This window comes from Sphingomonas morindae, from assembly GCF_023822065.1.
GTDB classification, from domain to species: domain Bacteria; phylum Pseudomonadota; class Alphaproteobacteria; order Sphingomonadales; family Sphingomonadaceae; genus Solisphingomonas; species Solisphingomonas morindae.
Genome location: NZ_CP084930.1, coordinates 2,435,289 through 2,447,100 on the forward strand (window position 1 = coordinate 2,435,289; position 11,812 = coordinate 2,447,100).

Annotated in this window: 10 protein-coding genes; 6 read left to right on the plus strand and 4 right to left on the minus strand. The window is 69.5% G+C overall.

The features are described from left to right. Positions 1 to 147 precede the first annotated feature (147 nt). Complete coding sequence (locus LHA26_RS11935; protein ID WP_252165829.1) at positions 148 to 549, minus strand: response regulator; 402 nt, start codon at positions 547 to 549, stop codon at positions 148 to 150. Positions 550 to 794: 245 nt separating this feature from the next. After that, positions 795 to 941 (minus strand): hypothetical protein, encoded by a 147-nt coding sequence (locus LHA26_RS11940; protein ID WP_252165830.1) that lies wholly within the window; start codon positions 939 to 941, stop codon positions 795 to 797. Positions 942 to 1,140: 199 nt separating this feature from the next. Between LHA26_RS11940 and LHA26_RS11945 the strand changes: the two genes are divergently transcribed. After that, on the plus strand, positions 1,141 to 2,628 hold the full coding sequence (locus LHA26_RS11945) for an ATPase domain-containing protein (protein WP_252165831.1): 1,488 nt from the start codon (positions 1,141 to 1,143) through the stop codon (positions 2,626 to 2,628). Further along, positions 2,625 to 4,694, plus strand: a complete 2,070-nt coding sequence (locus LHA26_RS11950) for an ATP-binding protein (protein ID WP_367890717.1) — start codon at positions 2,625 to 2,627, stop codon at positions 4,692 to 4,694. The genes LHA26_RS11945 and LHA26_RS11950 overlap by 4 nt, the downstream gene beginning before the upstream one ends. Positions 4,695 to 4,815: 121 nt before the next feature. On the opposite strand, the gene LHA26_RS11955 is transcribed toward LHA26_RS11950, so the two are convergent. Both LHA26_RS11955 and LHA26_RS11960 read right to left on the minus strand, forming a co-directional pair. Further along, a complete protein-coding gene (locus tag LHA26_RS11955; protein ID WP_252165832.1) occupies positions 4,816 to 5,049 on the minus strand; it encodes a hypothetical protein in 234 nt (77 codons plus the stop codon). Positions 5,050 to 5,172: 123 nt separating this feature from the next. After that, positions 5,173 to 6,042, minus strand: a complete 870-nt coding sequence (locus LHA26_RS11960) for an MlaA family lipoprotein (RefSeq protein ID WP_252165833.1) — start codon at positions 6,040 to 6,042, stop codon at positions 5,173 to 5,175. 123 nt (positions 6,043 to 6,165) lie between these two features. Here LHA26_RS11960 and LHA26_RS11965 point away from each other — a divergent pair, with 123 nt between their 5' ends. The 4 genes from LHA26_RS11965 to metH are packed head-to-tail and all read left to right on the plus strand — an operon-like array spanning position 6,166 to position 11,810. Then, complete coding sequence (locus LHA26_RS11965) at positions 6,166 to 7,125, plus strand: ArsR/SmtB family transcription factor (protein WP_252165834.1); 960 nt, start codon at positions 6,166 to 6,168, stop codon at positions 7,123 to 7,125. A gap of 5 nt (positions 7,126 to 7,130) precedes the next feature. Continuing rightward, positions 7,131 to 8,069, plus strand: coding sequence for a methylenetetrahydrofolate reductase [NAD(P)H] (gene metF / locus LHA26_RS11970; RefSeq protein WP_252168374.1), 939 nt, complete (start codon positions 7,131 to 7,133; stop codon positions 8,067 to 8,069). Between the two features lie 13 nt (positions 8,070 to 8,082). Then, positions 8,083 to 9,129: a homocysteine S-methyltransferase family protein gene (locus LHA26_RS11975; RefSeq protein ID WP_252165835.1), complete on the plus strand. Its 1,047-nt coding sequence runs from the start codon at positions 8,083 to 8,085 to the stop codon at positions 9,127 to 9,129. A 56-nt stretch (positions 9,130 to 9,185) separates the two neighbouring features. Further along, positions 9,186 to 11,810, plus strand: coding sequence for a methionine synthase (metH, locus tag LHA26_RS11980; RefSeq protein ID WP_252165836.1), 2,625 nt, complete (start codon positions 9,186 to 9,188; stop codon positions 11,808 to 11,810). The last annotated feature ends 2 nt before the right edge of the window (positions 11,811 to 11,812 follow it).

The window sequence follows — 11,812 nt, forward strand, 5'->3', positions numbered from 1 at the left end:
GCGCCGTTGCGCCGTCTAGGCACGCCGTCCTTAGCCGGCGGAAGTTCGAGCCTCCGCCCCGGTCCGCCATCCCTTCGCCCGCGGCAGCTCAAGCTTCCCTCCGGTCCGCCGTCCGCGCCACCCGCGCGGCGGCACGGCGCGCGGCGCTCAGCCCGGGCCCTTGCCGTGCGCGCGCTTGGCCTGGATCACCTTGTCCAGCTCGGCCAGCATGGCTTCGATCCGATAGGGTTTGGGCACGAAGCGGCTATCGTCGGGGAGCGCCTCGGGCGAGACGGGCGTGTCGCCCGAGGTGAGCAAGATGCCGATGCGCGGCCAGGTGGAGTTGATGAAATGGGCGAGATCCATCCCGTCCATGCTGCCGGGCATGCGAATATCGGAGAAGACGAAGCGCACATCGGGGCAGGTCTTGAGCAGTTGGATCGCTTCGTCGGCCGTGGCCGCTTCGATCACGGTGAACCCATGTTCCTCCAAGGCATCGGCACTGATCATGCGGACGAGGGGTTCGTCCTCCACCACCAATACGGTCATGCCGCTGTGCATATCGGGCATCTCGGCGTCCTTGCTTGAGGGAGCGGGAGAACGCGAGAGCGGGGGGCGCCGTTCCGTTCGCCGGCGGGGCGGCGGGCGCCGGCGCGGGCCCCGGCGGGCGGGGGCGTAACGGCCATACGCGCGAGCAGGCCCGCGCGGGGCGGTGCGGGGCGGAGGCCGGTCGCCGCGCGCACTCGGCTCGCGGAGCCTCCGGCCGCGCCGGCCCGGGCATCGCCGAGGCCGTGTTTAGAAAATCTTAATCAGGATTAGATAAGTATCTCCACCGAGCCGCCCCGCCGCTGACATTCGTTCAGCAGAAGCAGCAGATAATCGGTGTCCGATGCGTCCAGCGCCTCGTCGATCTGCGCCTGAAGTTCGCGCGGTGTGAGCGCCATAAGTTCGGCCAGAGACACGGAACCACTCCTCGTCGCCCCCGACATGGATACGCCCATCGTAGGATGGATTGGTTTACAAACGGTTAATACAGGCACGGCGCCTCTCATCGAGGAGCGCCAGAGGCCGCTTCGGGCGCCATCCCCTCTGGCGCGGGCTTGCGGCCATGCTAGGACGGGCCGCGCCTCCCGCTCCCGCGGGCGGGCAGGAGAAGCGTGCGTGCCAGAACCAGCCCTTAGTGATGCGCAAACCGGGATCGAAGGCCTGGACGATGTGCTGCGTGGCGGGCTCGAGCGGGGGCGCACCTTCCTGGCGGAGGGCAGCCCCGGCACCGGCAAGACGACGGTGGCGCTGCAATTTCTCTTGACCGGCGCGGCGGCGGGCGAGCGCTGCCTCTATGTGACCCTGTCCGAGACCGAGGATGAACTCCGCGCCAGTGCGCGCGGCCATGGCTGGGCGCTCGATGGCGTTCAGGTCTATGAGTTGATCCCGCCCGAAAATCTGCTCGACGAGGAGCAGCAGCAGAGCCTTCTCTATTCCTCCGATCTCGAACTGGGCGAGACGACGCGCCGCATCTTCGAGGCGCTGGAGCGGGCGAAGCCGCACCGGGTGGTGCTGGACAGCCTCTCCGAGATCCGCCTGCTCGCGCAGAGTTCGCTGCGCTACCGGCGACAGGTGCTGGCACTGAAGCATTATTTCGCCAAGACCGGGGCGACGGTGCTGATGCTCGACGATCTCACCACCGACATCAACGACAAGACGGTGCATTCGGTCGCCCACGGCGTGCTGCGGCTCGAGGAGCTGGCGCCCGATTATGGCGCGGAGCGGCGGCGGTTGCGCATCATCAAATATCGCGGCCGGCGCTTTCGTGGCGGCTATCATGATTTCACCATCGAGACCGGCGGGGTGCGCGTCTTCCCGCGTCTCGTCTCCGCCGAGTTCAAACGGGATTTCGCGCGCGACCTGCTCACCACCGAGCAGCCGGAACTCGACGCGCTGCTCGGCGGCGGTATCGAGCGCGGCTCCAGCGTGCTGGTGCTCGGGCCGGCGGGCACGGGCAAAAGCCTCTTGTCACTCACTTTCGTGCAGACGGCCGTGGCGCGCGGCGAGCGCGCGGCGATGTTCGTCTTCGACGAGGAGCTGGGGCTGCTGGTGCAGCGCGCGCTCGGTCTCGGCATCGATCTCGCCGCCATGGTCGAGAGCGGCGCGCTGGTGCTCGAGCAGATCGACGCGGCGGAGCTGACTCCGGGCGAATTCTCCGCGCGCGTGCGCACATGCGTGGAGCAGCATGGCGCGCGCACCGTGGTGGTGGACAGCCTCAATGGCTATCAGGCCGCCATGCCGGGCGAGCAAGCGCTGGTGCTGCACCTGCACGAATTGCTGCAATATCTGAACCGGCGGGGCGCCACCACCTTCCTCACCGTGGCCCAGCACGGGCTGGTGGGCGATATGAAGAGCCCGGTGGATGTCACCTACCTCGCCGACACGGTGGTGCTGCTCCGCTATTTCGAGGCGGTGGGCCGGGTCCGGCGGGCGATCTCCATCGTTAAAAAGCGGATGGGCCCGCACGAAAACAGCATCCGCGAATATCAGATCGGCGCCAAGGGGGTGACGCTGGGGCTTCCGCTCACCGCCTTTCAGGGCATTTTGCGCGGCGTGCCCGAGCTGATGGGCGATGCGGACCTGCTCCGCAGCGACGAGGCGTGACCGCGGGCGCGCTGTCCGAGCGAGCGCTGGTGCTCGCCCCGCGCGGCCGCGATGCGGGTGTGGCGGTGGCGATGCTCGCCGAGGCGGGGCTGGCGGCGGAACCCTGCGCCACCCTGCCGGCGCTGCTCGCCGCGCTGGCGGCCGGGGCGGGTTTCGTGGTGGTGACGGAGGAGGCGATCGCCACCGCCGATCTGCGGCCACTCTCCTCCTGGGTGCGCGCGCAGGAGGAATGGTCGGACCTGCCCTTCATCCTGCTCACGCGCCGGGGCGGCGGTCTGGAGCGCAACCCCGCCGCCGCGCGGCACCTCGATCTGCTCGGCAACGTCACCTTTCTGGAGCGGCCCTTCCACCCCACCACGCTGATCAGCCTCGCCCGCGCCGCCATCCGCGCGCGGCGCCGCCAATATGACGCGCGCGCGCGGCTGATCGCGCTGCGCGAGAGCGAGGCGCGGTTCCGCACCCTGTTCGACACGATGGACGAGGGCTTTTGCGTGATCGAGTTTCTCGACGGTCCGCACGGGCCGATGAGCGACTATATCCATGTCCAGGCCAATCCCGCCTATACCCGCCATGCCGGCATCCCCAATGTGGTGGGGCAGAAGGTGCGGGAGATGGTGCCCGACGAGGCCGAGGGCTGGATCGCCCTGTATCGCGACGTGCTGGTGCGCGGCGAACCGATCCGCTTCGAGCGGGAGCTTGTGGCGACGCGCCGCCATCTCGAGCTGGCCGCGTTCCGCGTCGAGCCGACCAGCCGCCGCGAAGTGGCGGTGATCTTCCAGGACGTGACGGAGCGCAAGCGCGCGGAGATCGCGCTGCGCGAGCTGAACGATACGCTGGAGCGGCGGATCGCCGACGCGCTGGGCGCGCGCGAGGCGGCGCTGGCGCAGCTGCACGAGGCGCAGAAGCTGGAGACGATCGGCCAGCTCACCGGCGGCGTCGCCCATGATTTCAACAATCTCCTCACGCCCATCACGGGGGCGCTCGATCTTCTCGAGCGCCGCTATGGCGGCGATGCGCGCGCCGCCCGGCTGATCGATGGCGCGCTGCAATCGGCCGGCCGCGCCAAGACGCTGGTGCAGCGGCTGCTGCAATTCGCCCGTCGCCAGGCGCTGGAAACGCGCGCCGTGCCGGTGGGCGCGCTGGTGAGCGGGATGCACGATCTCATCGCCAGCTCGATCGGCGGCCTGATTGAGCTTCGGCTGGAGGTGCCGGCCGATCTGCCGCCGGCGCTGGCCGATGCCAACCAGCTCGAGCTGGCCATCCTCAATCTCTGCGTCAATGCGCGCGACGCGATGCCGGAGGGGGGGCTGCTCACCGTCGCGGTCGAGCCGGTCCAAATCGCGGCGGGAGGCACCCCGGCCGCGCCCGGCGCCTATGTGCGCATCGCCGTGATCGATACCGGCGCCGGCATGGACGAGGCGACGCTCGCGCGCGCGATCGAGCCTTTCTATTCCACCAAGGAGCGCGGCAAGGGCACCGGGCTCGGCCTGTCGATGGTGCATGGCCTCGCCGCGCAGCTGGGCGGCGCCTTCGTGCTGACCAGCCGCCCTGGCGCGGGCACGCGCGCGGATCTGTATCTGCCCGTCGCCGCCGCCACCACCATCGCCGCGCCGGAGCGCCGCGCCGCGGCCGGGGGTGCGGCCGGGCGGCCGCTCTCGATCCTGCTGGTGGACGACGAGGATCTGGTGCGCACGGGCACGGCGGAGATGCTGCGCGATCTCGGCCATCGCGTGGTGGAGGCGGGCAGCGGCGCCGAGGCGCTGGCGCTGCTTGAGCGGCCCGGCGGCTTCGACGTGATCGTCAGCGATTATATGATGCCGCGCATGAACGGCGCGCAACTGGCCGAGGCGGCGCGGCGGCGGCGGCCGGACTGCCCGGTGCTGGTCATCACCGGCTATGCGGGCGGCGATCTCTCGCTCGGCCTGCCGCAGCTCGCCAAGCCCTTCCGCCAGGCCGATCTGGCGGCGGCGCTGGTGGCGGTGCACGAGGGCCGGGGCGGGGCGGCGGCGGATGCCGCGCCCGCGACCACGCCCGTCCTGCCCGATGCCGATCGAGCGCTGCCCTGAAGGCCGGTTGACCGGTGCCGGACGCGAGGGGCGCGCGGCACAAAAAAAGCCGCGGCGCCCGGGCGGGCGGCCGCGGCCTGTTCGGCAAGCCTGTCCGGGCGGCGACCCGCCCGGATGAGGATTACATCGCGTTGGCGCTGTTCTCACCGGCGACGGCGTTGTCCGCCTCGACCGCCAGATTCTCGGCCGCATTCTCGGTGGCGGCGTTGACATCGGCGATGGCGTCGGTGGCGGCGGCGTTCATGTCGGCCGAAGCCTCGGTGTTCGCGGCGCTGTTGTCCTCGGCCTTCTTGCTGCAGGCGGCGGCGCCCATGGCGAGCGCGGCGATCAGCGGGAGCGCGATGGTCTTCTTCATGAGTATGTCTTCCCTGATGACGGACATAGGTCGGCTTGCCGGATGCGTACCACGCAAGTCGCCCCCAAGCCGGCTGGTTGCCTAGCGATTCCCAAGGGTACTTGCAATGCCGGTATTGCCCGGTCAGCGGGGCTCGTTCGGTTTCGGAGCCGATCCGGTCTGGCTGGCGGTGGGCTGGTCGGGGGCGAGCGTCGGCGCCGGCGGCGTGGCCGAAGGATCGGGCGCGGCGGCGTTGGCGTCGCCGCCCGTATCCGGGCCGAGATCGTCGAGCGCGGCGTTGAGCGCCGCATCGTCGCCGCCGGCGGATTCAGCGTCCTGGTCGGCGATCAGCGCGGCGCGGCGCTGGAGATAAGCCGAGCGCATCACGGCATAGCTGTCCGCGCTGCTTTCGAGCAGGCTGTCGGCGCCGCTGTCGATCAGATTGGCGCGCGCGTCCACCAGCTCGAACGCATTGACCGCGAAGGACGGCCAGAAGCTCAGCTCCTTGCGGATGACGATGCGGTACGGATCCACCCATTGCGCGGCGACCGAGCCGAGCCCGTCGCGGATCGTCGAGGGGCCGAGGAAAGGCAGGACGAGGAAGGTGCTTTTCTTGGCGCCCCACACGGCGAAGGTCTGGCCGAGATCCTCGGGCGTCTCCTTATAGCCATTGTCCGAGGCGACATCGCGGAAGCCGCCGAAGCCGACCGTGGTGTTGATCACGAAGCGGCCGAGCGAATTGAGCGCGCGCTTCGGCTTGGCCTGGAGCAGCGCGTTGATCGCCGAGAAGGGCTCGGACACATTGTTGATCATGTTGGACAGGCCGTGGCGCAGAAAGCCCGGCATCACCGCGCGATAGCCCGAGGCGACGGGCTTCATCACATGGCGGTCGAGCGTCTGGTCGAAGCCCCACATCTTGCGGTTGATCTTCTCATAGGGATCGCCGGGCGTCCCGCCCGTGGTGGCGCAGCCGGCGAGCAGCGCCGCCAACGGGAGACACAGAAGAGCGCGCATTATCCGGAGATCCCCTAATTACGCATCCAGTACGCCCGAAGGGCGCGTCGGTTGCGCTTGCCATGCGCGATGCGGGCCGACAAGCGTTGACCGGATATAAAGATATCCTTATATCCTTATCCGATGCCCGACAGTCTCGCCATCTTCCGCGCGCTCGCCGATCCTACCCGATTGCGGATCCTGGCGCTGCTGCGCGCCATGGAATTGTCGGTGGGCGAGCTGGCGCAGGTGCTGGGGCAGAGCCAGCCGCGCGTGTCGCGCCATGTCAAGATCCTCGCCGATGCCGGCTTGGCGGAGCGCCGGCGCGAGGGCAGCTGGGTGTTCCTGGCGCTGGGGCCGGAGGCGGTGGTGGCGCCGCTCTTCGCCGCGATCGATGCCTGGGAGGCGAACGGTCCGGGCGAGGCGGAGGCCGACAAGGCGCGGCTGGATGCGGTCCGTGCCGAGCGCGGCGCCGCCGCCGAGCGCTATTTCGAGAGCCATGCCGCCGAGTGGGATGCGATCCGCTCGCTCCATGTTGCCGAGGCGGAGGTGGAGGCGGCGATCCGCGGCGTGGTGGCGGGGGAGCCGATCGGCCGGCTGGTGGATATCGGCACCGGCACCGGCCGCATGCTCGAGCTGCTCGGCCCCGGCGCCTCGGCCGCCACCGGCATTGATCGCAGCCCCGAGATGCTGCGCTTCGCGCGCGCCAAGCTCGCCCGGCACGAGGCCGCCGTGCTGGCCCGCGCCGAGCTGCGGCAGGGCGATATGTATGCGCTGCCGCTCGCCGATCGTTCGGCCGATCTCGTGATCCTGCACCAGGTGCTGCATTATGCCCAGCAGCCCGGCGCCGCGCTGGCCGAGGCGGCGCGGCTGCTCGGCCCCGGCGGCCGACTGCTGGTGGTGGATTTCGCGCCGCACGAACGCGAGGATCTGCGCACCAACGGCGCGCATGCGCGGCTCGGTTTCGGCGATGCGCAGATGGCCGGCTGGCTCGACGCGGCGGGGCTGGCGCTCGCCGAGACGCGCAGCCTCGCGGGTGGCGAATTGACGGTGAAGATCTGGCTGGGCGAGCGCCCGGCCGAACCGCTACGGAGGGTTGCGTGAAGGCGATGCCGACTTTTTCGGAGCTTGAGGAGGCGCGCCGCGCGCTGGACGCGCCGCTCTTCGCCGATCTCGCGGGGGATTGCGCGGTTTCCTTCGAGTTCTTCCCGCCCAAGACGGAGAAGATGGAGGCGCAGCTGTGGGAGGCGGTGTCGACGCTGGCGCCGCTCGCGCCGCAGTTCGTCTCGGTCACCTATGGCGCCGGCGGCTCGACGCGCGAACGCACCCACGCCACCGTCGCGCGGATCGCCGCCGAAACCTCGATTCCCGCCGCCGCGCACCTGACCTGCGTCGCCGCGAGCCGGGACGAGGTGGATCAGATCGCGCGGGACTATTGGGCGGCGGGCGTGCGCCACATCGTCGCGCTGCGCGGCGATCCGCCCGAGACGGGGGGCCGGTTCGAGGCGCATCCCCAGGGCTATCGCAACGCGGCCGATCTCGTCGCCGGGCTGCGCCGGGTCGCGCCTTTCGAGATCTCGGTGGCGGCCTATCCCGAATGCCATCCCGATTCGGCCGATCCGACCGCCGACATCGATAATCTCAAGGCCAAGATCGATGCGGGCGCGACCCGCGCGATCACCCAATTCTTCTTCTCGCCCGAGGCCTTTTTCCGCTTTCGCGATCGCGCGGCGGCGGCCGGCATCGATACCGAGATCGTGCCCGGCATCCTGCCCGTCTCCAATGTCGCGCAGACGCGCAAATTCGCCGGGCTCTGCGGCGCCGCCATCCCCAGCTGGATGGACCGGCTGTTCGAGGGGCTGGATACGCATCCCGCCGCGCGCCAGCTCGTCGCCGCCACCGTCGCGGCCGAGCTGTGCCGGCGGCTCTATGCCGGCGGCGTGCGCCACTTCCATTTCTACACGCTCAACCGGGCCGAGCTGGCCTATGCGATCTGCCACCTGCTCGGCCTGCGCCCCGCCGCCGGCGCGCTTGAGCAAGCGGCCTGACGGAGTTTCGATCATGACCGACGCCGCCGCCCGTTTCCGCGCCGAGGCCGCCCAGCGCATCCTGCTGACCGACGGCGCCTTCGGCACCATGATCCAGGGCTATGGCCTGGACGAAGCGGCCTATCGCGGCGGCTATGATCTGGGCTTCGACCAGAAGGGCAATAATGATCTGCTGGTGCTGACCCGGCCGGACGTGATCGCGGCCATCACCCGCGCCTATCTCGACGCCGGCTCGGACATCGTCTCCACCAACACCTTCAACGCCAACCGCATCAGCCAGGCCGATTATGGCGCCGAGGCGCTGGTGCGCGAGATGAACATCGCCGCGGCGCGGATCGCGCGCACCGCCGCCGACGCGGCCGAGGCGGCGGACGGCCGGCCGCGCTTCGTCGCCGGCGCGGTGGGGCCGACCAACAAGACGCTCTCGCTGTCGCCCGACGTGAACGATCCGGGCTATCGCGCGATCGAGTTCGACGAGCTCAAGGCCGTGTATCGCGAGCAGATCGAGGCGCTGCTCGAGGGCGGGTGCGATTTCATCCTGATCGAGACCATCTTCGACACGCTCAACGCCAAGGCCGGCATCATGGCGGTGCTGGAGGCGGGCGATGCGCGGGGCGCGCCGGTGCCGCTGATGATCTCCATGACCATCACCGACATGTCGGGCCGCAACCTGTCGGGCCACTCGGTCGAGGCCTTTTGGGCGGCGATCCGCCATGCGCGGCCGCTGACGGTGGGGCTCAACTGCTCCTTCGGCGCGCCCCAGCTGCGGCCGCACGTGGTGTCGCTGTCCGGCCTCGCCGACACGCTGCTGATGGTCTATCCCAATGCCGGGCTGCCCAACGAACTCGGCGCCTATGACGAGCAGCCGGCGACGACCGGCGGCTTCATCGCCGAATGGGCGGCGACGGGGCTGATCAACGTCGTCGGCGGCTGCTGCGGCACCACGCCCGATCATATCGCCGCCATGGCCGCCGCCGTCGCGGGCCACAAGCCGCGCGCCCTGCCGCGGCCGCCGGTGCGGATGATGCTGGCCGGCCTCGAGCCCTTCGCCGTCGCCTGAGCCGACGCCCAACCCGTCCTTCCGGCTTGCCGCCCGATTCCGTACGAAAGATGAGCATGGCCACCGCACCCGATCTCGCCGCCGACGACCTTCCCGCCAGCCGCGCCGGCTTCGTCAATATCGGCGAGCGTACCAATGTCACCGGCTCGGCGGCGTTCAAGAAGCTCATCATGGCCGGCGATTACGCCAAGGCCGTGGAGGTGGCCCGCGCCCAGGTGGAGAATGGCGCGCAGATCATCGATGTGAACATGGACGAAGGGCTGCTCGATGCCGAGCAGGCCATGACGACCTTCCTCAAGCTGATCGCCGCCGAGCCCGATATCGCGCGCGTGCCGATCATGGTCGACAGCTCCAAATGGGAGGTGATCGAGGCCGGGCTGAAATGCGTCTCGGGCAAGCCCATCGTCAATTCCATCAGCATGAAGGAAGGCGAGGCCGCGTTCCTGGCGGCGGCGCGCAAGGTCATGGCCTATGGCGCGGCCGTGGTGGTGATGGCGTTCGACGAGGTGGGCCAGGCCGATACGCGCGACCGCAAGATCGAAATTTGCGAGCGCGCCTATCGGCTGCTCACCGGCATCGGCTTCCCGCCCGAAGACATCATCTTCGATCCGAACATCTTCGCGGTGGCGACCGGGATCGATGAGCATCGCCGCTACGCGATCGACTTTATCGAGGCGACGCGCGAGATCCGGCGCCGCTGCCCCCACGCCCATATCTCGGGCGGCGTGTCCAACCTCTCCTTCAGCTTCCGCGGCAACGAGCCGGTCCGCCGCGCGATGCACAGCGTGTTCCTCTACCACGCGATCGCCGCCGGCATGGACATGGGCATCGTCAATGCCGGGCAGCTCGACGTGTACGACGCGATCGACCCGACGCTGCGCGAGGCGTGCGAGGATGTCATCTGGGATCGCCGCGAGGATGCGACCGAGCGGCTGATCGCGCTCGCCGAGGGCTTTCGCGGCACCGACGCGGCGGCCGAGAAGCTGGCCGAGGAGTGGCGCGGCTGGCCCGTCGCCAAGCGGCTGGAACATGCGCTGGTCAAGGGGCTCGACGCGCACATCGTCGCCGATACCGAGGAGGCGCGCCACGGCTATGCGCGTCCGATCGAGGTGATCGAGGGGCCGCTGATGGACGGCATGAACGTCGTCGGCGATCTGTTCGGCGCCGGCAAGATGTTCCTGCCGCAGGTGGTCAAGTCGGCGCGGGTGATGAAGAAGGCGGTGGCGCATCTGCTGCCCTTCATCGAGGCGGAGAAAAGCGCCGGGCAGAAGGCCAAGGGCCGCATCGTGATGGCGACCGTCAAGGGCGATGTGCACGATATCGGCAAGAACATCGTCGGCGTCGTGCTGGCGTGCAACGGCTATGAGATCATCGATCTGGGCGTGATGGTGCCCTGGTCCAAGATCCTCGAGGCGGCCAACGAGAACCAGGCCGACATGATCGGCCTGTCCGGCCTCATCACCCCCTCGCTGGACGAGATGGTGACGGTAGCCGCCGAAATGGCGCGCGCGAAGATGACCATGCCGCTGCTGATCGGCGGCGCGACCACCTCCAAGGTCCATACCGCCTTGCGGATCGCGCCGGTCTATGAAGGGCCGGTGGTGCATGTGCTGGATGCCAGCCGCGCGGTGGGCGTCGCCTCGACGCTGATGAGCGACACGCAGCGCGACGAGTTCGTGCGCCGCACCGCCGCCGATTACGAGGCGGTGCGCGTCGCGCGCGCGGGCAAGGGGCAGAATGATCTGGCGCCGCTCGCCGAGGCGCGCGCCAACGCCTTTGTCGCGGCGCCGGATGGCCGCGCGCCGGCGCCGGCGCGGCCGGGCCTGCATGTCTTCGACGATTGGGATCTCGCCGATCTGCGCGACTTTATCGACTGGACGCCCTTTTTTCGCGCCTGGGAACTGGCGGGCACCTTCCCCGCCATTCTGGACGATGCGGTGGTGGGCGAGAGCGCGCGGGCGCTCTGGGCGGACGCACAGGCGATGCTGGACCGGATCATCGCCGAGAAATGGCTGACCGCGCGCGGCGTGGCCGGCCTGTGGCGCTGCCGCCGCGACGGCGACGATATCCTGCTCACCGAGCAGGGCGTGCGCCTGCCGATGCTGCGCCAGCAGATCCGCAAGCGCGAAGGCCGCGCCAATATGTGCCTCGCCGATTTCATCGCCGAGGACGAGGACTGGATCGGCGGCTTCGCGGTGACGGCGGGCCACGGCATCGATGCCCATTCGGCGCGCTTCCGCGCCGCGCACGACGATTATTCCGACATCCTGCTCAAGGCGCTGGCCGATCGTCTCGCCGAAGCCTTTGCCGAGCGGCTGCACGCGCATGTGCGGAGCGATCTGTGGGGCTATGCGCCGGGCGAGCAGCTGACCAACGAGGCGATGATCCGCGAGCGCTATCGCGGCATCCGGCCCGCGCCCGGCTATCCGGCCTGCCCCGATCACAGCCTCAAGCCGATGCTGTTCGATCTGCTCCAGGCCGAAGCCGCGACGGGCATCAGCCTCACCGACAGCTTCGCCATGCTGCCCACGGCGGCCGTGTCCGGCTTCTATTTCGGCCATGCCGACAGCCAGTATTTCGGCGTCGCGCGGATCGGCCGCGACCAGCTGGAGGAGTATGCGGCGCGGCGCTGCGTCGATCTGGAGCAGGCGGAGCGCTGGTTGCGGCCCAATCTCGATTGAGC